This is a genomic window from Flavobacterium sp. (assembly GCF_027484205.1).
GTDB lineage: Bacteria > Bacteroidota > Bacteroidia > Flavobacteriales > Flavobacteriaceae > Flavobacterium.
Genome location: NZ_JAIXUB010000005.1, coordinates 1 through 26435, shown reverse-complemented (window position 1 = coordinate 26435; position 26435 = coordinate 1). Strand labels below are relative to the sequence as shown.

Annotated in this window: 22 protein-coding genes and 1 pseudogene; 11 read left to right on the top strand and 12 right to left on the bottom strand. The window is 31.2% G+C overall.

Features of this window, described 5'->3' with window-relative positions; genetic code table 11:
• Positions 1 to 6: 6 nt before the first annotated feature.
• The 3 genes from Q0049_RS02415 to Q0049_RS02405 form a co-directional block, all read right to left on the bottom strand.
• Positions 7 to 369 carry a hypothetical protein gene (locus tag Q0049_RS02415; RefSeq protein WP_298116167.1) on the bottom strand — a complete coding sequence of 121 codons (363 nt, stop codon included), beginning with the start codon at positions 367 to 369 and terminating at the stop codon, positions 7 to 9.
• Between the two features lie 112 nt (positions 370 to 481).
• The gene (locus tag Q0049_RS02410) at positions 482 to 1930 is read right to left on the bottom strand and encodes a glyceraldehyde-3-phosphate dehydrogenase (protein WP_298116165.1); all 1449 of its coding nucleotides are present in this window, start codon (positions 1928 to 1930) and stop codon (positions 482 to 484) included.
• Between the two features lie 159 nt (positions 1931 to 2089).
• Positions 2090 to 3478 carry a trypsin-like peptidase domain-containing protein gene (locus Q0049_RS02405; protein ID WP_298116162.1) on the bottom strand — a complete coding sequence of 463 codons (1389 nt, stop codon included), beginning with the start codon at positions 3476 to 3478 and terminating at the stop codon, positions 2090 to 2092.
• 132 nt (positions 3479 to 3610) lie between these two features.
• Here Q0049_RS02405 and dapF point away from each other — a divergent pair, with 132 nt between their 5' ends.
• From dapF to Q0049_RS02380, 5 genes are all read left to right on the top strand, one after another.
• Positions 3611 to 4393, top strand: coding sequence for a diaminopimelate epimerase (gene dapF / locus Q0049_RS02400; protein ID WP_298116159.1), 783 nt, complete (start codon positions 3611 to 3613; stop codon positions 4391 to 4393).
• 66 nt (positions 4394 to 4459) lie between these two features.
• The gene (locus tag Q0049_RS02395; protein ID WP_298116157.1) at positions 4460 to 4993 is read left to right on the top strand and encodes a GNAT family N-acetyltransferase; all 534 of its coding nucleotides are present in this window, start codon (positions 4460 to 4462) and stop codon (positions 4991 to 4993) included.
• A 12-nt stretch (positions 4994 to 5005) separates the two neighbouring features.
• Positions 5006 to 6040: an endolytic transglycosylase MltG gene (mltG, locus tag Q0049_RS02390; RefSeq protein ID WP_298116154.1), complete on the top strand. Its 1035-nt coding sequence runs from the start codon at positions 5006 to 5008 to the stop codon at positions 6038 to 6040.
• A gap of 1 nt (position 6041) precedes the next feature.
• Positions 6042 to 6959: a DUF2279 domain-containing protein gene (locus tag Q0049_RS02385; protein WP_298116151.1), complete on the top strand. Its 918-nt coding sequence runs from the start codon at positions 6042 to 6044 to the stop codon at positions 6957 to 6959.
• A gap of 95 nt (positions 6960 to 7054) precedes the next feature.
• Positions 7055 to 7690 carry a peptidoglycan-binding protein LysM gene (locus Q0049_RS02380; RefSeq protein WP_298116149.1) on the top strand — a complete coding sequence of 212 codons (636 nt, stop codon included), beginning with the start codon at positions 7055 to 7057 and terminating at the stop codon, positions 7688 to 7690.
• A 58-nt stretch (positions 7691 to 7748) separates the two neighbouring features.
• Here the strand turns inward: Q0049_RS02380 and Q0049_RS02375 are convergent, their stop codons facing one another.
• From Q0049_RS02375 to dnaA, 3 genes are read right to left on the bottom strand one after another with little or no spacing between them, the layout of a single operon-like run.
• A complete protein-coding gene (locus Q0049_RS02375) occupies positions 7749 to 8501 on the bottom strand; it encodes an SAM-dependent methyltransferase (protein WP_298116147.1) in 753 nt (250 codons plus the stop codon).
• Complete coding sequence (locus Q0049_RS02370; protein ID WP_298116145.1) at positions 8501 to 8968, bottom strand: low molecular weight protein-tyrosine-phosphatase; 468 nt, start codon at positions 8966 to 8968, stop codon at positions 8501 to 8503. The genes Q0049_RS02375 and Q0049_RS02370 overlap by 1 nt, the downstream gene beginning before the upstream one ends.
• A 51-nt stretch (positions 8969 to 9019) precedes the next feature.
• Positions 9020 to 10447 (bottom strand): chromosomal replication initiator protein DnaA, encoded by a 1428-nt coding sequence (gene dnaA / locus Q0049_RS02365; RefSeq protein WP_298116143.1) that lies wholly within the window; start codon positions 10445 to 10447, stop codon positions 9020 to 9022.
• A 185-nt stretch (positions 10448 to 10632) separates the two neighbouring features.
• Here dnaA and Q0049_RS02360 point away from each other — a divergent pair, with 185 nt between their 5' ends.
• Positions 10633 to 11037, top strand: a complete 405-nt coding sequence (locus Q0049_RS02360; RefSeq protein ID WP_298116141.1) for a thioesterase family protein — start codon at positions 10633 to 10635, stop codon at positions 11035 to 11037.
• On the opposite strand, the gene Q0049_RS02355 is transcribed toward Q0049_RS02360, so the two are convergent.
• The 3 genes from Q0049_RS02355 to ribD are packed head-to-tail and all read right to left on the bottom strand — an operon-like array spanning position 11034 to position 13254.
• Entirely contained in the window at positions 11034 to 11639 is a 606-nt protein-coding gene (locus tag Q0049_RS02355; RefSeq protein WP_298116139.1) for a YigZ family protein, read from the bottom strand. The genes Q0049_RS02360 and Q0049_RS02355 overlap by 4 nt on opposite strands.
• A 3-nt stretch (positions 11640 to 11642) precedes the next feature.
• Positions 11643 to 12254: an HAD family phosphatase gene (locus Q0049_RS02350; protein WP_298116137.1), complete on the bottom strand. Its 612-nt coding sequence runs from the start codon at positions 12252 to 12254 to the stop codon at positions 11643 to 11645.
• Entirely contained in the window at positions 12247 to 13254 is a 1008-nt protein-coding gene (gene ribD, locus Q0049_RS02345; RefSeq protein ID WP_298116136.1) for a bifunctional diaminohydroxyphosphoribosylaminopyrimidine deaminase/5-amino-6-(5-phosphoribosylamino)uracil reductase RibD, read from the bottom strand. Before ribD ends, Q0049_RS02350 begins: the two co-directional genes overlap by 8 nt.
• A 277-nt stretch (positions 13255 to 13531) precedes the next feature.
• Between ribD and Q0049_RS02340 the strand changes: the two genes are divergently transcribed.
• From Q0049_RS02340 to Q0049_RS02325, 4 genes and pseudogenes are all read left to right on the top strand, one after another.
• On the top strand, positions 13532 to 14008 hold the full coding sequence (locus Q0049_RS02340) for a GNAT family N-acetyltransferase (RefSeq protein ID WP_298116134.1): 477 nt from the start codon (positions 13532 to 13534) through the stop codon (positions 14006 to 14008).
• A gap of 30 nt (positions 14009 to 14038) precedes the next feature.
• Entirely contained in the window at positions 14039 to 15031 is a 993-nt protein-coding gene (locus Q0049_RS02335; RefSeq protein ID WP_298116133.1) for a serine hydrolase, read from the top strand.
• A gap of 2 nt (positions 15032 to 15033) precedes the next feature.
• Entirely contained in the window at positions 15034 to 15933 is a 900-nt protein-coding gene (gene prmC / locus Q0049_RS02330; RefSeq protein ID WP_298116131.1) for a peptide chain release factor N(5)-glutamine methyltransferase, read from the top strand.
• Between the two features lie 211 nt (positions 15934 to 16144).
• Positions 16145 to 16345: pseudogene (locus Q0049_RS02325) on the top strand (four helix bundle protein); the annotation flags it as partial.
• 57 nt (positions 16346 to 16402) lie between these two features.
• Here Q0049_RS02325 and Q0049_RS02320 read toward each other — a convergent pair.
• The gene (locus Q0049_RS02320) at positions 16403 to 17647 is read right to left on the bottom strand and encodes an ABC transporter permease (RefSeq protein WP_298116129.1); all 1245 of its coding nucleotides are present in this window, start codon (positions 17645 to 17647) and stop codon (positions 16403 to 16405) included.
• 397 nt (positions 17648 to 18044) lie between these two features.
• Between Q0049_RS02320 and hisS the strand changes: the two genes are divergently transcribed.
• Positions 18045 to 19457, top strand: a complete 1413-nt coding sequence (hisS, locus tag Q0049_RS02315; RefSeq protein WP_298116127.1) for a histidine--tRNA ligase — start codon at positions 18045 to 18047, stop codon at positions 19455 to 19457.
• A gap of 81 nt (positions 19458 to 19538) precedes the next feature.
• Here the strand turns inward: hisS and Q0049_RS02310 are convergent, their stop codons facing one another.
• Positions 19539 to 24107 (bottom strand): LamG-like jellyroll fold domain-containing protein, encoded by a 4569-nt coding sequence (locus Q0049_RS02310; protein WP_298116125.1) that lies wholly within the window; start codon positions 24105 to 24107, stop codon positions 19539 to 19541.
• 277 nt (positions 24108 to 24384) lie between these two features.
• Positions 24385 to 26435 (bottom strand): MopE-related protein (locus Q0049_RS02305; protein ID WP_298116122.1); only part of this gene is annotated, 2051 nt, incomplete at its 5' end.

Genomic DNA, 26435 nt, shown 5'->3' with positions numbered 1-26435 from the left:
GTTTTTTTATGTTTTCTTATACAATTCAATTGAGCCATTATTCCATTCAATTTTTTCATAATAGAAATTTATTGAAATAAGTTTTTTCTTTCTAGAAATAAAACATTTTCCAGTGACTTTTGCGTCATTACCTTGAATTGAAATGGTATCGCCAGAATTTATTTGAGAATTTTTGAAATGGTCATATACTTTTTGAGCAATCTCATCTTTAATAGCTTTTTTAGAATTAAAAGTACTTATAATGATGGTTTCGTTTTTACTTTTAACAATAAGTTCCATGCCATTATAACCATATTTATAGGTAGTCATGGAAACTTGACTAAATGAAAATTGCGCTGAGAATAGCGTGATTAGCAGGTATTTATACATCAATGTAAATTTGGGGTTACACTTTTAAAACACTAAATATAAATATTTATTTTTAATAAAAAAATTCCGCTTCAAATAATGAAACGGAATTTAATTTCGAATTAATAATCTACTAATAGTAAGTATAACGTCTTACTTTAGAAATATATTTTGCAAGTCTTATAACTTGGTGGCTGTAACCATATTCGTTATCGTACCAAACATATAGAACAATGTTTTTTCCGTCGCCAGAAACAATTGTCGCATTGCTATCATAAATAGATGGAGCCGATGTTCCAACAATGTCAGAAGAAACTAATTCATTATTTAAAGAATATTTAATTTGCTCTACAAGTTCACCTTCAAGAGCGTATTTTTTCATGATATTATTTACCTCTTCAACTGAAGTTTCTTTACCAACTTCAAGATTCAAAACTACAAGAGAACCATTCGGAACAGGAACACGAATAGCATTTGAAGTTAATTTTCCTGCCAAATTTGGTAATGCTTTTGCAACAGCACTTCCAGCACCAGTTTCAGTAATCACCATGTTTAAAGCCGCTGCTCTTCCACGACGGTATTTTTTGTGCATATTATCTACCAAGTTTTGATCGTTAGTATATGCATGAATGGTTTCTAAATGTCCTTTTACAACTCCAAGCGTGTCTTCAACAGCTTTTAAAATTGGAGTAATAGCGTTTGTTGTACAAGATGCTGCCGAGAAAATATTTACCGTATCTGGATTATAATCGTTATGATTTACTCCATAAACAATATTCGGAACTCCTTTTCCTGGCGCAGTCAATAAAACTTTATCAACTCCTTTAGAAGTTAAATGACGCTGCAAAGCTTCTTCTGTTGTAAAAGCTCCAGTATTATCAATTACTAAAGCATCTTCAATTCCATATTTTGTATAATCAATTTCCTCTGGAGAATTAGCTGTAATGATGTGAACCGTTGTTCCGTTAATAATCAACGCATCATTATCAGTATCAGCATTTACTGAACCTTCAAAGTCTCCATGAACAGAATCGTATCTTAATAAGGAAGCTCTTTTTTCTAAAGATTGAGCGTCATTTCTATCACGAGTTACAATTGCTCTCAAACGAAGTTGTTGACCTTTCCCAATTTTACTCATCATTTCACGAGCCAATAACCTTCCAATTCGGCCAAATCCGTAAAGAACAACATCCTTAGGTTTAATTTCTTGCGAATTTTTAGCGTCTCTTAATTTGTCAATTACAAACGCACGAGCATCATGATATTTATTATCTTCTAAATGATATTCATACGTTAATTTTCCAATATCAATTCTTGATGGTGGTAAATCTAAATTTTCAATAGCACGAGCAATTTCAACAGAATCAAAAACATTAATTGGTTTTTGAACGAATTCGCCTGCATATTCATGAAGATTCATGATGTCACTAACATTTCTGTCAATTAATTGATTTCTAAAAAAAACCAATTCGATAGACTTGTCATACCATAAATCACTGATGATTTTAATAAATTCAACTCCAGCTTTACGTCGGTCGGCTTGAAAAGAAAGTTCTTTTTCGTATAATGTGTTTTTGTTCATTTTGAAAAAAAGTAGTTTATGTTGTGTTGTTATAAATAAAATTCGGTGCAAAAGTAATCAACTATAACGTTTTCGTAAAATTATTTCAAACTTTTTTTAATAAAAAAAACCATTCAAAATTTAATCTGAATGGTTTTTACCTTTTTATATTGAATTAACCTAGATGATTATGCGCATTACTTGACCATTTTTAAGTAAAAGTTTTACACTTGTACCTTGCTTTTCGTCTTTATTATTAGTTAATCTTGATACCGTTTCAATGTCAGTTGCTTTTGCACCATCAATATCTAAAATAACACTACCTTCTAATTCTTCTTTGTAAGGTTGTAATCTTTCGTTATTGACTTCTTTGATTTTTACACCATAATCAATTCGGTAGTTTTTCTTTTCAGTGTCTGATAAATTTTCTAATTCCAATCCTTTAAAATCGGTTTCAATAATATCATTTTTAACTAATGTTACTGGAACAACTTTTGTTTGTCCATCTCTTTCATAAGTTACATTTATCTTATCATTAGGACGTTTTGTGTTTATAAAACCTGATAATTCTGCAAAAGTTGAAATCTTTTGATTGTCTAATTTCTTGATGATATCACCTTTTTTCAAACCAGCTTTTTCTGCACCAGAATTTTTGTTTACTTTGTTGATATAGAATCCTTCCGTATCTTTAATTCCTAATTCTTTAGAATAATTTCCTGTCAATTCGCCTCCTTCCACACCAAGAATTCCTCTTTGAACATTTCCAAATTCCATGATGTCTTCAATAATTTTACGAGTAATATTTGATGGAACGGCAAATGAATATCCTGCATAACTACCTGTTGGAGAGGAAATCATAGTGTTAATTCCAATCAATTCACCGCGAGTATTTACCAATGCACCACCAGAATTTCCTGGATTTACAGCAGCATCGGTTTGAATAAAGGATTGAATTCCTTTAGTGTCTAAATTTCTAGCTTTCGCCGAAACAATTCCAGCTGTAACGGTAGAAGTTAAATTATATGGATTTCCAACAGCTAAAACCCATTCGCCAACTTTTACTTGATCAGAATCCGCGAAAGTGGAATAAGGTAATTTTCCATCGGCATCGATTTTTAACAAAGCAATATCCATTTTAGAATCGGTTCCAATTAATTTCGCCTTATAAACTTTATTATTGTTTAAAGTAACTTCAAGTTCAGAAGCATCTTTAATTACGTGATTGTTAGTAACAATATAACCATCTTCAGAAATAATAACTCCAGAACCTGTACCGATTTGTTCTTGTTGTTGACCGCCACGCGAACCATAGAAAAATTCCATTATTGGGTTATAAACCGTTCTAACAGATACATTTTTTACGTGAACAACCGTGTGAACTGCATTTTCTGCTGCCGATGTGAAATCTATATTTTCAGCACCTAATCCAACGGTTCTTCCAGCAAAACTTGGAGCTTGAGTAACAATTGAATTTCCGTCAACATCTTTTTCAATAAATAATTTATAAGCACCTAGTGTTGTAGCACCGCTTAACAAAGACACTAAAAATAAACTTGATAATCTTTTCATTTTTTAAATTGTTTTAAATCATTTAACATCAAAATTAGTAATTTATTATTTTTATAAAATCAGTTTAACGCTCGTTTAACAGACTTTAACTTCTCATTAATATTTGTAACTTTGTAACATACAAAAATAAAAATGCAACTCAAATTTTACAAATATCAAGGAACAGGAAACGACTTTGTGATGATTGATAATCGTCAAAATTTCTTTCCCAAAAACGATACCAAACTCATTGAACGTCTTTGTGACCGACGTTTCGGTATTGGTGCTGACGGATTAATCCTGCTAGAAAATGACAATTCGACAGATTTTAGGATGGTTTACTATAATTCTGACGGTAATGAAAGTTCTATGTGTGGTAACGGTGGACGATGTTTAGTAGCTTTCGCCAAAAGTTTGAATGTTATAAATAATAACGCAACATTCATTGCTACAGATGGTTTGCATCATGCTACAATTAATGAAGATGGCATAGTTTCGCTTCAGATGAAAGATGTTGATGAGGTGAAAATTGATTCAGAATATGTTTTTTTAAATACGGGTTCGCCACATCATGTGACTTTGGTAAATGATTTGGAACACTATAATGTAAAAGAAAATGGTGCCGAAATACGATATTCTGATTTGTATGGAAAAGCAGGAAGCAATGTAAATTTTGTTAATCAAATTTCAGAAAATCATTTCCGATTGCGAACCTATGAACGTGGAGTAGAAGACGAAACTTTATCTTGTGGAACAGGAGCAACGGCAACAGCAATTGCTATGAATGTTATTGGGAAAACAAAATCAGATGCAATTGATATTGATGTTGAAGGAGGAAAATTGAAAGTTACATTTGAAAAATCGGACAAAGGTTTTGAAAAAGTTTTTCTAATCGGACCAGCAACTTTTGTTTTTGAAGGAGAAATTGAATTATAATTACGAATTAAAATATGTTCAATTTTGTCATTCCGCAGGAATCTCACAAAAAAGATTACTAATTAAATGATTACACTCAAAGGAAAAAACATACACTTACGTGCTCTCGAACCAGAAGATTTGGAGTTTGTCTATCAAATAGAGAATGACGAATCGATTTGGAATGTGAGCAATACGCAAACGCCTTATAGTAAATTTTTAATTCGTCAGTATCTTGAAAATGCACATCAAGACATATATGAAGCCAAGCAATTGCGTCTTGCGATATGTAAAAATGACACTTTTGAAGCAATTGGATTAATAGATTTATTCGAGTTTGATCCAGTAAATAATCGTGCAGGAATTGGAATTTTAATTCAAAAGGATACTCATCGAGGTAATGGAATAGGAAAGGAAGCTCTTGGTTTATTAATCGATTATAGTTTCAATAAACTACAATTGCACCAACTTTATGCAAATATCGGAATGGATAATGAAGCAAGTTTAAACCTTTTTACTACTTTTGGATTTCAGAAAATAGGTGTAAAGAAAGATTGGATTTATCATGGTAATTCCTTTCATGACGAAGCATTTTTTCAGTTAATCAATCATCAACATTAAAAAAATATTGTTTTGAACAAAAAATTAAAAACCATTTTAGGAATTGGTACAGCTCTTTTTCTTGTAGTTATCGCTGTTGTTTACGTAAAATTTTTCTCTTCAAATACTAAATTTTCTAAAGAAGAATTGTTTGTTGAAGTACCAACAGGTTCAACTTATGAAGATGTAAAGAAAATAATTTCTCCTTATGTTGAAAACATGAGCGGATTTGAAATGATGGCTGGCCTTCGTAAATATGATGAAAATGTAAAATCTGGACGTTTTTTATTACAGAAAGGAATGGGTAATTTCAAATTGGTTGCTGCAATGCGTCGCAATGTTCCTGTAAAATTGGCTTTTAATAATCAAGAACGCTTGGAGAATTTATGTGTTAGAATCAGTTCACAAATAGAACCTGATACCACAAAATTATTGGCTACTTTCAGAGATTCAGTATTTTTAAAGCAAAACGGTTTTACTAAAGACAATGTGATTGCAATGTTTATCCCAAATTCTTATGAATTTTATTGGAATGTTTCTGCTGAGAAATTTCGAGATAAAATGCTGAAAGAATATCAAAATTTTTGGACTAAAGAACGTTTGCAAAAAGCAGAAAATTTAGGAATGACTCCAGTGCAAGTAATTACATTGGCATCAATTGTTCATAAAGAAACGGTAAAGAAAAGTGAACGACCAGTTGTTGCAAAAGTATATCTGAATCGTTTAGAACAAGGAATGCCATTGCAAGCAGATCCAACTGTTATTTATGCTTTGAAATCTAGAGATAATGATTTTGATCAAGTGATTAAAAGAGTTTTATACGACGATTTATTGATAAGTTCTCCTTATAATACCTATGTAAATCAAGGATTACCTCCAGGACCAATTGCGATGCCAGATATTGATGCAATCGATGCGGTTTTGTCACCTGATGATAATGATTACATTTATTTTTGTGCAAGTGTTGAAAAATTCGGTTACCACGAGTTTGCTTCAACGTATGCGCAACATCAAGTGAATGCAAAAAAATATGCCGATTGGTTGAATACGACTGGAACAAAGCGATAATTTGAAAAATAGATTTGCATATTATCTACTCTTTTTATTTGTGAATTTTCAGTTTGGATTTTCTCAAAACAACTTCGATTCTTTTTTTAAACCTTCCGATTCATTAGATAAATCAAGAAGAAACGGCTTGGTAATTTCCGAATCTATTCTTGCAGCTACAGCATTAGTTGGACTCAATCAACTTTGGTATACTGACTATCCAAAATCAGATTTTCATTTTATTAATGATAACGATCAATGGAATCAAATAGACAAGGCAGGTCATGTTTTTTCTTCTTATCATTTAGGAAGTTTTGGTGCTCAAGCTCTAAAATGGAGTGGTTGCAATAGAAAAAGCCAACTCATTTATGGTTCAACAATAGGTTTTGCTTTTTTAACCACTGTTGAGGTTTTTGATGGATATTCCTCAGAATGGGGTTTTTCATTAGGTGATGTTGCAGCAAATGCGGGTGGAACTGCGCTATATGTCTCACAAGAATTGCTTTGGAAAGAACAACGAATTGTACCAAAATTTTCTTTTCATACTACAGAATATGCTTCTGCTCGACCAAATGTTTTAGGGAGTTCGGTTTCTGAACAAGTTTTGAAAGATTACAACGGACAAACGTATTGGCTTTCTGGTAATTTACATTCCTTTTTCAAGCAATCAAAAATTCCAAAATGGTTCAATATTGCTATTGGATATGGTGCAGAAGGAATGATTACAGGAAGTGATGAATTAGTGAATTCTGTTTTTTTTGATGAAAAACAAAGAACTAGACAATTTTATTTGAGTTTGGATGCCGATTTGACAAAAATTAATACAAAATCACATTTTTTAAAGACAATTTTCTCAGTTATTAACACTATCAAAATTCCTGCACCTACTTTAGAAGTCAACTCTCGCGGAGTTGTTAACTTTCATTGTTTATATTTTTAGAAACCTTTAACGTTCTGATTTTCAGATTTGTAAAATTTGTTGTATATTTGCATTGTCAATATCAAGATGGTGACAGCGCTTGGAAATAACAAATTATGATAAAAAGATGGTCGTTTTACATAGGAATATTTATGATTGTTGGTTTGGTAAGTTCCGCTTTCAAACCCATTGATTCTCAAAATCACAAATGGTTTTATGTAGATGCAAATGAAGAATTGTTATATCAATTTCCTTCAGAAAAACCTTCAGATTACGTTTCGCTCTCCTTACCTTATACCGGAAAATTTTTTATTGGATTCAAAGAAGCAATTGCTTTTAAAGAATCGCAAGGAAAATATAATAAAGTAAATACTTTAGGTTACTTAGGTAAATACCAATTTGGAAAATCCACACTTGAAACTATCGGAATTAAAGATTCTTTGCAATTTATGAGTAACCCTAAATTGCAAGAGAAAGCTTTTGTTACTTTACTTAAAAGAAATAAATGGGAATTACGTAAGGAAATTAAAGAATTTAGAGGGAAAGTAATTGATGGAGTTCGTATTACCGAATCAGGAATTCTTGCGGCAGCGCATCTTGGTGGTGCAGGTTCAGTTAGAAAATTTTTAAATTCTAATGGATCAAAAAAATGTAAAGACAACTACGGAACGTCAATTAGTAGTTACATGAAGCAATTTGGTGGTTATGAAACTCACAATATTGTTGCTGATAGTAATGCTAGAGTAAGATAGTTAAAGAATATAAATAAAAACAAAAACAAAAACCATTCATTGTGAATGGTTTTTGTTTTTAATACATCTTATGAATTATAAAAATCGTTGGTCGATTGTGTAAATCAATGGTTGCTTTTTTCCATTCAGAAACTTTCATCGTTTTAATATATTCTGTGGGTAGAGTAATGTCTGCCGCAATACATAAATGGGTGTTAGGTTGTAAAGTTTGCAATAAATCTTCTACTAATTTATTGTTTCTATAAGGTGTTTCAATAAATAATTGCGACTGATTTTTGTCAAAAGAAAGTTTTTCGAAATTTTTTAAAGCTGCTTTTTTATCGCTTTTATCTATGGGTAAATAACCATTAAAGGCAAAACTTTGTCCGTTCATGCCACTTCCCATCATGGCTAATAAAATGGAAGAAGGTCCAACTAACGGAACTACTTGAATTCCTTTTTCGTGTGCTAGTTTTACAATTACTGCACCAGGATCAGCAACTCCAGGACAACCAGCTTCGCTCATCAAACCAATGTCAATTCCTTCTAAACAAGGTTGAATCATTTTATTGTGATCAGAAACTTCTGTGTGTTTATTTAAAGTGCTTAATAATAATGAAGCTTGTATTTTTTCAGGATAAATACTTTTTATGAATCTTCTGGCTGTTTTTTCGTTTTCAACTATATAACAATCAATTAGTTCTATAGTGCGCTTTACAGTATGAGGTAAAACGTCTAACGGATTACTTTGCTTTGCCTGATCATTACTGCTCAAGTCGCCTAGAGTAGTTGGGATTAAATATAATTTTCCTTTTAGATTTACTGGTTTCATTAAGAATGGTTTTCTATTAATTTTTTTGCCAATAAATCTGTGGCTTCATCAAGCATTTCATAAATCATGTCAAATCCATTTTGAAGTCCATAATATGGATCAGGAACATCAACATTATCGCCAGGAAAAAGTTCGTCAAGAATCAATCGGACTTTACTTTTTTGTTCTTCGTTTTTTGCTAAAAAGGTTACATCATCATAATTAGAATTGTCCATCACAAAAATGTAATCATAAGTATCAAAGTCTTTTGAGGTGAAATGTTTAGCTTTTTGAGTCGAAATATCAAGCCCGTTTTTTTTTGCAGTTGCAATGGAACGTTCGTCAGGTTTTTTTCCAACATGCCAATTACCTGTTCCTGCAGAATCAACAAAGAATTTATCTTTAGGTAGTTTTGAAGCCAAGATACCTTCTGCCAATGGTGATCGGCAAATATTACCCAAGCAAACCATTAAAATTTTAACGGACATACTATATTAAGTTACTTTTTACTTTAATACAAAAGTAAGAATTACAAGTAATTATAAAGATAATTTTTTGTGAATATCTTCTACAAATTTTTTGAACTGTTTGTCAGTAGAAACTAAGTTGTCGACAGTTTTGCAAGCGTGTAAAACAGTTGCGTGATCTCTGTCTCCAATTTGTGAACCAATATTTGCTAAAGATGCTTTTGTAAATTTCTTTGCAAAAAACATGGCTAATTGTCTCGCTTGAACTACATGGCGTTTTCTGGTTTTAGATTGTAATGTGTCTAAATCCAATTGGAAATAATCTGAAACTACTTTTTGAATGTAGTCAATTGATATTTCACGTTTTACATTTTTAACAAATTTTTCTACGATACTTTTTGCTAAATCAAGCGTTACTTCTTTTTTGTTGAAAGACGATTGTGCTATTAATGAAATAATGGCACCTTCAAGTTCACGAACATTTGATTTAATGTTTTGAGCAACATATTCTACAATTTCGTTAGGCATTTCAACACCATCACGATATAGAATATTATTCAAAATGGATACTCTAGTTTCGTAATCTGGTTGATGTAATTCGGCAGATAATCCCCATTTGAAGCGAGATAACAAACGTTGTTCAATATCTTGCATGTCAACAGGAGCTTTGTCTGAGGTAAGAATTACTTGCTTTCCGTTTTGATGTAAATAGTTAAAAATATGAAAGAATACATCTTGAGTACCTGATTTTCCTGATAAGAATTGTACATCGTCAATAATCAAAACATCAATTAATTGATAGAAATGAATAAAGTCGTTTCGGTTATTTTTCTTTACAGAATCTATATATTGTTGTGTGAATACTTCAGCAGAAATATACAACACTGTTTTTTCTGGATATTTATCTTTAATTTCAACACCAATAGCGTGCGCTAAGTGTGTTTTTCCTAAACCAACACCACCAAAAATTAATAATGGATTGAATGAAGTTCCTCCAGGTTTATTGGCAACAGCCATACCTGCAGAACGCGCTAATCTGTTTGAGTCTCCTTCAAGGAAGTTGTCAAAACTGTAATTGGGATTTAATTGCGACTCAATTTTTAAATTTCTAATTCCAGGAATTACAAAAGGATTTTTTAATTCAGGATTCAGGTTTTTAAATGGAGCATCAACCTCTTGCGATTTTATTGGACTTCTATGAGCACTTGGCAATTGTTCCGTAAACGGTTGTTTATTGCCATAAGTGTTTTCCATTTTAATTTTATACAGTAACTTTGCGTTTTTTCCAAGTTCTTTGGTTAGGGCAACTTTTAGTAATTTCACATAATGTTCCTCAAGCCATTCGTAGAAAAATTTACTAGGAACTTGAATGTATAATGCGTTATCAGTTAGTTCTACTGACTTAATAGGTTCAAACCAAGTTTTATATGCTTGCTCTTGAATATTGTCTTTTATAAAAGACAGACAGTTTTCCCATACTGATTGCGCAGTTTTGTTCATATTGTTGTTAAAATTACTATTTTTATTAAAGGTTATCTTACAAAAGAAAAAGGGATTTCTTTAGTGTTTTTTGGGTTAACAAATATGTGAACAAATTTCTTTAAAAAAAAATAATATGGTATTGATTTTTTAAAAATTTTGTTGTAAAGAATATTTTCAAATTAGATTAAAAGCAAAAAAAACAGATGAACGGACACAGTGTAGAAGTTAGAGTTAGATATGGTGAAACAGACCAAATGGGAGTGGTTTATCATGGTAGTTACGTGCCATATTTTGAGATTGGAAGAGTGGAATGGCTAAGAAACAAAGGGGTTTCTTATAAATCGCTTGAGGAAAGTGGTGTTGCTTTGCCAATTGTATCTATGCATTTAAATTATAAAAAACCAGCTCGTTATGATGACTTACTTACGGTTAATACTAAACTAAAGAAATACAGCGGAGTGAAGATAGAATTTGATTGCGAAATTCGTAATGAAAACCAAGAGTTATTAACAACTGCACATTTTATATTGGTTTTTGTGGATATAAAAAATGGAAAACCAATTGAGCCACCAAAATACATTTTAGATATTTTAGAAAAGTGTGATTAATCTTTCAATTTAATTTCTATTTCATACAAATTTGTGAAAATGTCGAATATTTGTTCGGCATTTTTTTTTCGTGTTGCAATTTCTATTTCACAACTTTCATTCATATTTTGAGAAATAATTTCTAGATTTTTTTCTTTGATAACTCGCATTACTTTATTCATATTTTTATAATCGAATGAAATAATATAATGAATATTAATAGTTTTTTCAATAACTTCTGAAACTTCAAGAGCCATCTGAGCCGAAGTTCTGTAGGCAGAAATTAAACCTCCAACACCTAATTTTATTCCACCAAAAAACCGAACTACAACAACTAAAATATTGGTTAAACCAAAAGATTGTATTTGTCCATAAATTGGCGCACCTGCGGTATTACTTGGTTCGCCATCATCATTGGCCCGAAATTGAATTTTATCTGTTCCTATTTGAAACGCATAACAAAAATGGACGGCACCATAATGTTGTTTTCTCAAAATATCCAAATGATTTTTAACTTCTTGTTCAGAAGTTACAGGAAATGCATAGCCATAAAACTTACTGTTTTTTTCTTTGAATAGAATTTCTTCCGATGATTTTGAGATGGTTTTGTAGGTATCGTTCAAAACTTAAAGAGGCAATTGTTTTTGATTAAACAAGTCAACAACATCTTCTTTGCCCACTTCCAAATTCCAAACATGAAGTCCTAAACTTGCTGCAGCATCGGTATTTACTTTTTTGTCATCTACAAATAAAGTACGCTTTGGCGATAAGTCATATTTATTCATAATAGTAGTAAAAATGGCTGGATCTGGTTTTCTCATTCCCATTTCGTATGAATAAAACACTTTTTCAAAGCATTGATAAAAATCACTAAAAAAGGAAATTCCGACATTGTGTTCAAATCGGCTTATGTGAATTTCGTCAGTATTAGTTAAAAGAAATAAACGGTATTTTTTATAAGATAGCAATTGTAAAAATTCTAGTCTGTAAAGAGGAAATTCTCCAATAATGGTGTTCCAAGCTTCTCTAATTTCTTCGATTGAGGCATTTGGAATAAACTGATGGAATGATTCGAGAAATTCTAATTCGGAAACTTTTCCTTTTTCAAATAAATCGTTCATTTGGACTAATTCAGGTTTTGGTTCGTTTAAACCTAACTTTTTGAAGGCTTCAATTTGCGCTTCTTTTTCTAAATTGATAAAAATATCACCGAAATCAAAAATTATAGTATCAATCATGATTGAAAAATGTTAAAAGTTCGTCTTTTAGAAATTGCTCTTTTTTTGTTTTCTTACCCGAAATTATTGGCGCTTTTGTGCCTTCTGCTAAAGAAATTTCTCCTTTAAAAACTCTTGCTTCGTCCCAAACATTGGCATCAATAAATGTTTGCAACGTTTGTCTTCCGCCTTCAACAATTAAGGATTGAATTCCTTCAATAAATAATAAATTTGAAATTTCAAGAGCCAAATTGTTATTAAAATTGATATTCTCTTTTGAAATTGAAATAGTTTTTGCTTGATTATCAAAGATATGACTTTCTTTTGAAATTCTATTATTTTGGTCTAAAACAATTCTAATTGGATTGTTTCCTGCCCAATCTCGTGTTGTTAAACTAGGATTGTCGTCAATAACAGTATTTGTTCCAACTAAAATTGCTTGCTCTTCACTTCTCCATTTATGAACTAATTGTCTTGAATATTCATTAGTTATCCAAAAGGGTTTTTGAGTTTTTTTTGATAATGGAGCAATAAATCCGTCACTGCTTTCTGCCCATTTTAGAATAATATAAGGTCGATTTTTAGTATGGAATGTAAAAAAACGTTTGTTCAATTCGTTACATTCGTTTTCTAGAATTCCTACAGTTACATTTTTTCCGTTTTCAATGAGTTTTTTTATACCAGCACCAGCTACTTTAGCAAATGGATCGATGGTTCCAATTACAATATTTGGAATTTCATTTGCAATAATTAAATCGCAACAAGGTGGTGTTTTTCCAAAATGGCTACAAGGTTCTAAACTCACATAAATAGTAGATTTAGAGAGTAGCGATTTGTTTTTTACAGAATTTATTGCATTTACTTCAGCATGTGGTTCGCCCGATTTTCTGTGCCAACCTTCACCTATAATTTCATTATTATATACAATTACACTTCCAACAAGAGGATTTGGATAAGTTGTACCCAAACCATTTTTGGCTAATTCGATGCATCGTTTTATGTATTTTTCATTCGAATTCATTTTGCAAAAATAGGATTTTATCTTTATAGTTTTAATCACATATAAGTATAGTTTTAAAGCTAAAAAAGAGTTTCATAGAGAATAAAATTTTAATTATTGTATCTTAAATTAGTTCTATCTTGAGGCAAGCGATTTTTAATTTATTTATTATTTCCATGTTTCGGTGTGGTTTAAACAAATAGGTTATTTTTGTGATGTTATTCCATAATTCACAGTAGATTTGATTCTTTGAGTTTTGGATATTCAACTTGGAATAACGAATTTTAAAATTTTAGAAATGACAATACGAGAAATACAACCTCAAGATAACGATCAAATTGCATCGGTAATTCGAGACGTATTTATATCAGATGACTATCCAAAAACAGGAACGGCATTTGCAGATAAACAATTGGATTTTATGTTTGAAACTTATGATAAACCTCGTGCTATCTATTTTGTAATTGAAGATGAAGGCAAAATAGTTGGTGGAGCAGGAGTAAGTCAATTGGAGAATACTGAAGAGAATATCTGCGAATTGCAAAAGATGTATTTTTTACAAGAAACTCGTGGAAAAGGAGTAGGATTTGAAATGATTCAGAAATGTTTGGCGAAAGCTAAAGAGTTTGGATTTGAAAAATGCTATTTAGAAACACTTCTTCAAATGCTTGCTGCTCAACACTTATATAAGAAAGTTGGGTTTGAGTATCTTTGTGCACCTATTGGTGGAACAGGTCATACAAGTTGCCCAGTTTGGATGATGAAACAGTTATGAGTTATGAAGATTAATGTTCAAATTTTATTTTTGTTATTACTGATTAGTTGTAATCCAAAAAAGGAATTTATTTCAAATAAAATAGATACACTTATTGATAAAAAAAGTGCTATTCCTTTTAATGGTGTTATTCTAATAAACAAGGGAGAAGAAAATGTTTATTGTAAATCATTTGGTTATTCAAATTTTGAAGAAAAAACAGAGTTTAATTCTGAAAGTCAGTTTGTAATAGGCTCAATAAGTAAACAGTTTACAGCAGTTTTGGTATTGCAAGAATTTGATAAAGGTAATTTAGAATTAGATGTTCCAATAAAAAAATACCTTCCTGAGTTAACGCAACAATGGGCAAACAAAGTTACAGTTAGGCATTTGTTGACACATATGCATGGAATTATAGCTTTGAATGAAGAAACAAAATTTGAATCAGGCACTCAATATGAATATTCACAAATTGGATTTGATTTATTGGCTAAAATTGTTGAAAAAACTTCAAAAAAATCATTTGCTGATATCTCCTTTGATTTATTTCAAAAATGTAAAATGTTTAATACGTTTCATCCTGATTTAAAAAAGCATAAAAACCTTGTTTTTGGATACACTCTAAATGATAATGAGAAATTAGAAATTGAGAGTAGGACTTTTGAAAATTATGTAGCTGCTGGAGGTTTTATTTCTACTGCAAATGATTTGTTGCAATGGAATAAATTACTTTATAACGGAAAATTACTTTCTGATAAAACATTCAAATTGTTTGTAACGAAACAAAATGGAGCTATTAGAAATCATCCACTTTTTGGAAAAACCGATTATGGTTTAGGCATTACAGTTGATACAAAGGATGACATTATTCAATATGGACAAACAGGATTTACTCCAGGATTTGTTTCCGTAAATTTTTATTATCCAAAAACAAAAACAAGTTTAATTGTTTTACAAAACGTAGTTGAGAATTCAAATGATTTGAATAAGTCATTTGGATATATTACTAAAATTCATACTTTATTAAGAAAAGAAATTAAATAAGAATGTTATTAAAAACCTATAAATCCACATTTTTAGAAGAACTCTCTCCTTTATATGATGAGAAAGAAATTGAGAGTTTTTTTTATATTATTTTAGAGTGTTTTCATAACAAAAAGCGAATAGATTTAGCGTTAAATCCAGCAATGGAAATGGATGCAATGGAATTACTTCGTTGGGAAAGTGTTCTGTCTGATTTAAAAAAGCAAAAACCCATACAATATATATTAGGAGAAACTGAATTTTATGGTTTACCTTTTTTAGTCAATGAAAATACATTAATTCCTAGACCAGAAACGGAGGAATTGGTAGAATGGATTATTTCAGATAATGAAGGACTTCAAAAAGGTCAGTCAGACAAAAGCACAAAATTGAATATTTTAGATATTGGAACAGGAAGTGGTTGTATTGCAATTTCATTGGCAAAAAATCTGGCAAATGCTCAAGTTTCTGCGATAGATGTCTCTGAAAAAGCTTTAACAACAGCAAAGAAAAATGCTGAAATCAATAAAGTTGAAGTGAATTTTATCAATGTTGATATTTTAAATGTTAATGAGTTATCAGAACTTCAAACTTCAAACTTGAAACTTGAAACTTCTTTTGATATTATTGTTTCCAATCCGCCATACGTTAGAAATCTTGAAAAGGAGGAAATCAAACCTAATGTTTTAGAATTTGAACCACATCTAGCATTGTTTGTTGAAGATAATGATGCGTTACTTTTTTACAGAAAAATTGCAGAATTAGCTAAGAAAAATTTATCAGATAACGGAAAATTATATTTCGAAATCAATCAATATTTAGGAAAAGAAACAGTAGAATTATTACAAAATTTAGGTTTTGCAACTATTGAATTGAGAAAAGATATTTATGGAAATGATAGAATGATAAAAAGTACGAGGTAAGAAATACGAGGTACGAAGTTTAAAAAAAATTATTAAAATTTGAGATGATGACAGATATGAAAGCTAGAACTAAAAATTCACTATTGATTGCGCTCTTTTTTGTGCTAAAATACCAAATTCACGAGAGTTTAATGCTTATGTAAATCAGCTTATTAGATGTTCTAGTTCAGTAGGTGCAAATTATAGGGCTTCTTAAAGGGCAAAGTCTACTGCGGATTTTATAAACAAATTAAAAATAGTTGAAGAAGAAGCTGACGAAAGTAATTTTTTTCTAGAAGTTTTATTAGAAATAAACAAAAGCCAAGATTTGAAAATTGAAATTGAAAAACTTTTAAAAGAGGGAAATGAAATCTTAGCTATTATAGTTGCTTCAATAAAGACAGCTAGAAATAACCAAATAAATAAAACTTAAATATCATAAACTGATTTCTTACTTTGTACTTCGTATTTCGTAATTTGTACTTATAAATTATTCGTATCTCAATGCTTCAATAGGATCTAATTTTGAAGCTTTCATTGCAGGATATGAACCAGATACAATTGCTACAATAAATGTTGTTACAAAAGCTGCAATCATTGCGCTCCATGGAATTACGAATTCAAAATCTAAACCAAGTGAGATAAAATATCCAATGGTTATTCCAAGGATAATTCCTAGTAAACCACCAAGTTGACCAATGATTAAAGTTTCTACAAAAAACTGCCAAGCGATTGTAGATTTTTTTGCTCCAAGCGATTTTCTAACGCCAATTTCGCGCGTTCTTTCAGTTACAGAAACAATCATAATATTCATTAATGCAATCGACGAACCAAGAATTGTAATGATTCCAATAACCCAAGCAGAAGCACTTAAAACGCCTGTCATTTCGGCAATTCGTTGCACCAAATCATCGCTTCTAGAAATTCCAAAATTATTATCTTCAACAGGATTTAGTTTTCTAATTTGGCGCATAGTCAGTACTGCGTGATCAATGGCTTTATCAAGCATTCCTTTATCATCAACCATTGTGCTAACGGTGTAATTTATATTTGGTGCCGAAAAAATGGAACGTGCTACTTGAATTGGAATTAAAACCCTTAAATCTTGACTGTTTCCAAAAGTAGAACCTTGTTCTTTTAGAACGCCTATTACTTTAAATTTTGCTCCACGAATGGTAAGAATTTTATCAATTGGGTTAACGTCTTTAAGCAAACCTTTTGTAACAAAATCACTTCCAACTAAGCAAGAATAGGTATTGTTGTTGATGTCGAACGCGTTTAAATTTCTACCTTCTGTAATTTCGATACCAGAATTTGTTGTAAAAAATTCATCAACACCTAAAACCGAAATTTCGGGATCACTTTTTTCGTTTTCAAATTTTACTTCTGCGGCTGAAGTTGCTGTAAATGAAAGTGATGTGTGTGTTAATGGATAATTATATTTGTCTTTATACGCTTTTGCTTGAGGATAAGAAATGATTGGATTTATTTTTTCAACTTCGCCACCGCCGCGATTTCTTGTAGTAGTTTCATACTGATTGATATTAAAAGTATTGGAACCCATCGATGCAAAATTAGAAGTCATGGTATTGTCCAATGCTGAAACTACTGTTAAAATACTCACCAAAGCCATAATTCCAATAGCAATGATAAACACAGTTAGCGTAGTTCGAAGCAATTGCGTTCTGATAGAACCAAAAGCTATTTTAATATTTTCAATATAAACTCCTTTCATATCTCTAATTTGTCACGAAATTACGCTTTTTGTTACAAGTTTGGTTAAAAAAGATGCAGGAAGTTTGGAGTTGGAAGTTGGAAGTTGGAAGATTGAAGATGGAAGATGGAAGTTTGGAGTTGGAAGAAGGAAGATGGAAGTTGGAAGTTGGAAGATGAGAGAAAAGCACTTCGACTGCGGTCAGTGTGAAATGGTGTAAGTGAGATGTTTGGAGTTTGTGATAAACAACATTTTTTTAAAAATTCAAATCTCAAAGAAAATGATTAAAAATCTTTTAGAAATTATGATATTTGCATAATAATTTTAGATGAGTAGCTTTAGATATTAGATTTAATATCAATAGGTCTATCTAAAATTTAATATCTGATATCAAAAAATCTAAAATCTAATATTTAAAATGGCATCTAAACCAAGTATTCCAAAAGGAACGAGAGATTTTTCACCTGTTGAGGTTTCAAAGCGTAACTACATTATTTCTAAGATGAGAGTTCATTTTGAAAATTTTGGTTATCAACCCATTGAAACTCCAAGTTTTGAAAATTCAGATACTTTGATGGGAAAATATGGTGAAGAAGGTGATCGATTGATTTTTAAGATATTGAATAGTGGTAATTTTTTCTTTAATAAAAATAAAATTGAAATTCCACAATCAATAAGTTCTTTGCAAATAAATGATGCGGATAAATTGACTTTAGAGGAACGCATTGAATTAAATAGATTTACATCAAAAATATCCGAAAAAGCACTTCGTTACGACTTAACCGTTCCTTTTGCACGATATGTTGTTCAGAATCAAAGTGAAATTGAGTTTCCTTTTAAAAGATACCAAATTCAACCGGTTTGGCGTGCTGATAGACCACAAAAGGGTAGGTTTAGAGAGTTTTATCAATGTGATGCTGATGTTGTAGGTTCGACATCATTGTGGCAAGAAGTAGAGTTAGTGCAACTTTATGACGCTGTTTTTGCTGATTTAGGTTTGAATGGAGTAACAATTAAAATCAATAATAGAAAAATATTATCTGGAATAGCTGAGGTAATTGGTGCATCAGATAAATTGATTGATTTCACCGTTGCCTTAGATAAATTAGACAAAATAGGAGAGGAAGGCGTTAAAAAAGAAATGATTGAAAAAGGAATTTCTGAAAATGCTCTCGAAAAAGTACAACCACTTTTCAGTTTTACTGGAACTATTGAGGAGAAAATAGAAAAATTATTAGGTTTGCTTTCAAGTTCTGAAGAGGGAAAAAAAGGAATTGAAGAATTGAAATTTATATGTGAAAATGTTTCAAAACTTGGATTGAAACAAGCTGTTTTAGATTTAGATGTTACTCTTGCGCGAGGTTTAAATTATTATACTGGAGCAATTTTTGAAGTTGCTGCTCCAAAAGAGGTTGCCATGGGAAGCATTGGTGGCGGTGGAAGATACGATGATTTGACAGGAATATTTGGTTTGAAAAATATGAGTGGAGTAGGAATATCATTTGGATTGGACAGAATTTATTTAGTTCTTGATGAATTGAATTTGTTTCCACAAACGGTAATTACATCTACTAAAGTAATGTTTTTAAATTTTGGTGACGATCAATCATTTCAAGCAATGCAAGTGATTACTAAATTAAGAAACGAGAATATCAAATCGGAATTATATCCTGATAGTGCTAAAATTGATAAACAATTTAAACATGCAGAAAGAAGAGGAATTCCTTATGTAGTTAAAGAAATTTCAGGAGATTTATTTACTCTTAAAAACATTATTACGGGTGAACAAAAACAGGTTTCACTAAACGATTTAATTTCTGAATTGAAATAAGAATATAAAATACATAGTTCTATAAACTTGAAAAGCCACGCAATTGCGTGGCTTTTCGGTGTCAAATCAATTATTTAAACCCTAATTAATAATGATTTTTCTGCTTGTTTCACCTTTGTCAGTATTAATTTTTACAATGTAAGTTCCTGTACTTAAAGTTTTAACAGGTAACTCAATGTTTAGTTGGTCAAGGTTTTTAGCATCCCATGTTCCAACAGATTGTCCTAACATATTATAAAGTGCAACTGATTCGACTGTGGTTTCTACCACATTATTTTTTATGCTTATTATATTATTATCATTTGAATAAATCATTTGAATTCCATTATTGATATCAAAATCATCATTTCCTAAAGCTGAGCCAGCATTGATGAATCTCAATGAGAAACGATTGTCAATTGTTCCTTGAGGAAGATTGATAGTGAAATCAACATTTCTAATGTTATTGTAAGTATTTGTTACATTATCATAGATGAATGCTTCAAAATCTCCTACAAAGTTTTCTTTAGTATCTATTTTGAAAGTTACATTTCCTGCAATATTATTTTTAATTCCTATTGGATAAATATTGTTTAAGTTAAAATAACTATCACCTTGAATGTTTAGTTTTTCACCATTTGTAATGAAATACATGTCATTCATTTGGTTATCGATGTTAATTGCGTCGTATCCATAATCAATTCCGCTTGTTGCGTTTTCTTCCATGAATCCAAGAAGAATTTGTTTTTTATACTGATCAGCAGAGATGTATCCTAATCGTATTTTCTTGAATTCGTCTTCAGGAATTTCAAAATCTCTGTTATCACTAAAGTGGTCAACCGAAACAACTGATGAAGCAGCAACACTTGAACTTCTAAAAAGTGTATTAGAGTTAATGTTATTTTCTTTAACAAATTCTCTTTGACTATTGTTGAATGTAATTGTTCCACCAGATGCTGAACCTTTTACAAAGAAACCTTGTCCTACAGGAATATATCTTCCCGGCACTTTTGAACTCGTTCCTACTCCAAAAATTCCTGCTGGTGCAACTGGGGCAACACCTCCTGTTAAGTTTCTAGTTGCATATCCACCTTGATAACCTAATAAATTGTGAGTATTATTAGTAGGTGAGTGTTCCCAGAAATATAATGTTCCGTTTGTTGAAGCACTGTTGTTAGTTATAAAAGCAGTAGCATCAAGTGCTGAAGCATAAGGATTACCACTCAAATTCAAATTATTTGCAGCAACTGTTGTTGTTATTGTTCCGTTGTTTGGTTTTCCAACGAATGTGAAATTCTGTGTTGGACTTGCTGAACCACTACCTTTCAATGTATAACCTTGTGCAGCATTTAATGTTCCTGAAGGTCCAACTGACTGCCAGTTTGAATAACTATCACTTAAGTTTTGGAATTTAAAAATCCAATAGTTACTTAAAGTTACAGGCGACGTTGGGCTGCCATTTATTCCTGATGTCCATGTTATGTTTTGAGGAGTTGATGTAGTTCCATCTTTCATAACATTTGCTACAGTATAGGCATTATTATTAGTTGTGTTATTTATTGCACCTACTGGTGATGACCAATAGTTGTAATTAAATAAATTACTTGTTCCTTGTTGGTCTCTTTCTAATGAACCCGCGCTTGTTGGATCTAAATCACTTTGATTTCTTTGTACTAATTGTGATCTTCCACTTAAGTCTATTTTACCATCTAATTTTAAGTAATGTGTAACTTCAAGTTTAGAATCGTTTGATGCTGTAACTGTATTTGAATTAATGAATAAACCTAATACATCTTTGTTTCCATTAGAATCGATGTTGTGATTTGTTCTAACGATATTCCAAGCAATTGGCGTCGTTGCATCAATTATAGATAGACTATATGGTACATCTTGAATTGAACCATTTGTCCACGTTGTTGTTGATGACCAAGAACCATTCGCTGAACTAACATAAGGCATTGGAGCTGTTTGTTGGTTTATTGAAATTTTATCAGGAATAACTAAACTACCTCTATTGATGTTCGTAGAGTCATCATCTAAGTGAGTTCCGATGTACGAATTCATCGAATAGTAAGCAAATAAGTTAGACCACAATAAGGTATTAATATCATTTTTAGTTACTGTTGATGGTATGATAGTTCCTCTTGTACCAGTTCCGTTTTGTAGAATTTCTTGATTCATTATGAAACGAATTTCAGTAGGAGTAACCTCTCTGTTCCACATTCTCAATTCATCAATATCACCTTTCCATAAATTATTTATAGTTGTTTTGTTGATATATTGCGCACCAATACTAAACGTACTTGTTGTTGCTGCTGGAGCTTGAGGTATGTTTGCATTTATATCTTCAACACCATCAATATATATTCTTAATGTGTTGCTTCCATAAGTTACAGCAATATTATGCCATTTTCCATTTGGTAAAGCAGTGTTTGAAACTAAACTTCTTAGAATTGGAGAAGCGCCATACCATTCCATTCTAATTTTATTGTCATTTTGTAAAACTAATTGATAACCAGATGTTGCATTAGGTTTTTTAGAAATTATTGTTCTTTCAGTACCAAGAGCGTTTGCACCATCAGGTCTTACCCATGTCATTACAGAAAAGTTTGCCCCAAGTTCGTTAACATTGTCAATTCTAACAAAATCATCAAAACCATCTAATGTAATATGTAAAGGATTTACCGCTTGATGCGCCACTCCAAATGTTATGAATTTTGTTCCGTCAAAATCAAAAAGACATGTTTGATTTGCACCAGTTGTTGACATAAATACTGTTTCAACACCAGTTGTAAAAGCAGCATTAGTTGCAACTACCATTACATAAGCATCAGTTGGACCTAAAGCAGGTAACCCACTTGTAAATGCTGCAGTTGGAACAGAAATTCTTGTTGTAGCAACATCACCACCGGTTTCAACCACTTTCCATTTTCTGTTAACTACTTCTGTAATTGTTGTAATTGTTGTTGGACCTAAATCTACAAGTAAATCTACTCCTGAATTGTTCATGTTTCCACCATTTGCACCCCAAACTAAATAACTTCTGTTTGTTGCAAATGTGTTTGTATTTGCAGAGTTTGTTGCTAAAACATCTCCTAAACCAATTGTCATTACCTCAGTTGAGTTAATACTTTTTGATTGTTTTTGAGAATGTTGAGAAGAATCATCTCTAAAAATTCCTGCTATATCAAAATTGTAACCTGCATTAGTAGTTGTATTCCATACTACAGTACCATTTGAATCTTCATAATTCATTGAAGTTCCATTTACACCAAGAGTAATTCCATATTTTAAAGCTAAATAACTTTCAATTCTTCTTCTTTCAGAAATATCATTTTTTCTGTTAGAATAACTGATTACTTCTGCAATTCTTCCACCAAAACTACCACTGTAGATTTGACTTCTTCCAAGCCAATATCTTCTGTTATTAAGATTTGCAAATTGTGGTACACCAACTTCTGTATTGTCAATTCTATTTGCATTGAAGTATAATTGTTGACCATTTATTGCTGAATTATTTCTAGCATTTAAAATACTAATTGCATTTGTGTATGAAGCTGTTGTGCTTGTATGAGCAATACCGTATCCTCTTGTATTTACATCTGCTGGATTAGGACTTGGACTTGAACCTAAACAATAACTAACAATTTCGTTATCCATTCTAATTGTATATTGTCCATATCCAAAACCAGTACCATCGTTGTCATAAGGATTAGCTTTTTGAGAACAATAGATATCTATACTAGGAGTTGCATCTTCATAAGTTGATGGAGTATCGTTTACAAGTACTATGAATTGTTCATTTGTACTAAAACCTCCTGTTCCGTTTAATTCGGCTTTGTTTTGTAATCCTGTGTAATCTGTAGAAGATGTTGATGGATCGTTGTTGAAATAAACAACAGGATTAAAGTTTATATTATCTGTTGAGTTATCTCTAAATCTTGGTCTATTTGTTAATGCTGCTCTTGTATCATCGATTACAGTAGCATCATTACCTTTACCAATATCTTGCCATGAATCAACATTTGAATTGTTTGCAGCGACACCAGTTCCGTTAACTTTATCAGCTCTTAACCAAGTTTCTAAGTTTGCAGTAATTCCACCTGGAGCAGTTGTAATTGTATTGTAAGTTGTTCCAATGATTGAAACATAATCTAAATAGAAAAATCTGGAACTATTACCTAAATTAGATGTAAATCTAAATTGAGATAATAATGAAAAAGTATAATCTGTTGAAAATAAAGTTGCGTAAAAAGCATGATAACTTGCTGTATTCATATCCCTAGGATTTGTACCATTTCCAACAGTGTAAATTCTTACTGTTTTCCATGAAGCAAGTGTGTTTTCTCTATATTCCAGTGAAATTGCTTCTCCAGCATTGGCACTATGTCTTAAAAAGAATTTTACATCAATTTTGTTGTAAGGAAGAGTGTTTATACCAGTTGTAGGTGATGTTAACGTCATTCCTGAGTTTCCTCTAAATCTTACAGATCTTGTTCCTTGATACGGCGCAGTTGTTTCTGTTGTAACATTGCCACTACCTGCAGTCCATATTCCAAAGCCAGATTCGAATGTTTCTGAGTTTATCACAGTTTGTGAAAATGATGTTATTGGTATAAGTATCAAAAAGAATACTTTTAATAACATTTTTACTTGGGTAAAATTTTTCATAACTTATAGGGATTAGTTATTTTTTTTTTTTGGATACATTACTATAATCGTTCCAATTATTAATTTGACACTACAAATATATATTCGTTTTTTTAAAAATCCGATAAAGTGTATAAAATAATCGATGAAATGTCATTTTTAAATCATTTTAAATATAAAATTCTTACATATTTATTTAAAATTTTTTATTCAGCATGCAATTTTAAATGTTGTTTATACTAATAAAAGCCATCAAATAAAATAATTTGATGGCTTTATAGAAATAGATTTGGGACGTCTATCTTTTTATAATTCTTAATGATTTTACTTGATCACCTTGGCTTAATATTAAATTATAAACACCAGAAGGATAATTCTCTCCAAATGAGAATGACTGTATTTCAGAAGATTGAATAGTCTTGTTTTCTAGCATTCTTCCTGTAAGGTCATAAACATTAATAGTTATATTATCTGTCGAATTATTTTCAAGTTTAATGTTGAAAACACTTGAGAAAGGATTAGGTACAATTGAGGCATTTAAAGTTTTAACAGTGTTAATTTCAGATGCTCTATCAACTAAACCAGGTAATGAAATATTACAATCTTCTCCATAAGGTCCAAATTCATTATTTATTTGAACACTTACTTGAACTTTATAAGATGTTTCGCTAACTAATCCACTTAGTAAACTTATGCTAAATGATGAAGTAGCTCTGTTTAATATAGTTTCATATCCTAAAGCTGTATTATAAATTTTGAATCTGTAAGCAGTTGCTCCTGAGACTACATTTGCAGGAAGTAATTCATTTGAATTATAAACCACATATCCACATTTATCATCTCTCAACTTAGTTGTAGGGAAGAATGGTGTTGTAATATTACATCCTTGACCATAAGGTAAAAATGTACCATCTGTGTTTCTTAATGCAACTTCAACAAAGTAAGTTGTATTGTAAGAACGATTTGCTAGTTGAGTCATATTAAATTTATTCAAACTTGTAGTTACAATTTGAACTTCACTTGTTGAAGTATTTGTAATTCTAAATCTGTATGCAGAAATACTTGAAACATAAGTTGCATTAATCCATTGATTCATTGTTGTTAAAGTTGTTCCACATTGTGCTCCAATTGTTGATGTTGGAGAAGGTGTGTTAACAAAACATGGTGCTCCATAAAATGGTTGCCAAACGTTATTATATTTAACTCCAATTTCTACTTGATATTGAGTATTGTAAGTAACACCAGGAATTGCAGAGAAAGCTAAATTGTTAACTGGTCTATCAAAAATTTGAACTATTCCTGTTGCAGTGTTAGTTATTTTAAATCTATATCCTTGTGCTCCTGAAACTATAGTTGCATATACAGATGTTGATAAACCTGATATAGTACTTCCACATGATGCTGTAGGTACAGATGATACAATTGGAGTACAGTTGTTGTCAATTATGCCATTACAATCATTGTCTAATCCGTCATAACAAATATCAACAGCTCCAGGATGAACAGATGCTCTCGTATCATCACAATCAGTGTTTGAAGCTACATAACCAATAGGTTGTGAACAATTTTGAATTACCACTAATGGATTTCCAAAACCATCTCCATCTAAATCTTGATAGTAACTAATTAACGCAGTTGAACTTGCATTATTATCATTACAATCAGTATTATTTAATACATAACCAACAGGTTGAGAACAAGATTGAGTTGAAACATTTGGATTACCAAAAGTATCGCCATCTAAATCTTGATAGAACGTGATTAGTACATTTTGAGTTGCATTGTTATCATTACAATCAGTGTTGTTAGTTACACCACAAGCAACTTGAGTTGTTGAACCAAAACCATCGTTGTCAGCATCAGCATATTGAATTTGATTGTCATTACAATCCGAATTATCTAAAACATATCCTAGAGGTTGAGTACAACTTGCAAAATAGTTGTCTAAATCTCCAAAACCATCGCCGTCAGCATCTCTGTAGAAAACTAAAGTTTGATTTAATGTTGGATTATTATCATTACAATCAGTGTTGTCTAATACATATCCTTCTGGTTGTGAACAAGCCTGAGTTGAAGCATTTGGATTACCAAAAGTGTCACCATCTAAATCTTGATAGAATGTGATTAATACATTTTGGTTTTCGTTATTATCATTACAATCAGTATTGTTAGTTACACCACAAGCTACTTGAGTTGTAGAACCAAAACCATCATTGTCAGTATCTGCATATTGAATTTGGTCGTCATTACAATCAGAGTTGTCTAATACATATCCTTCTGGTTGCGAACAAGCCTGAGTTGAAGCATTTGGATTACCAAAAGTGTCACCATCTAAATCTTGATAGAATG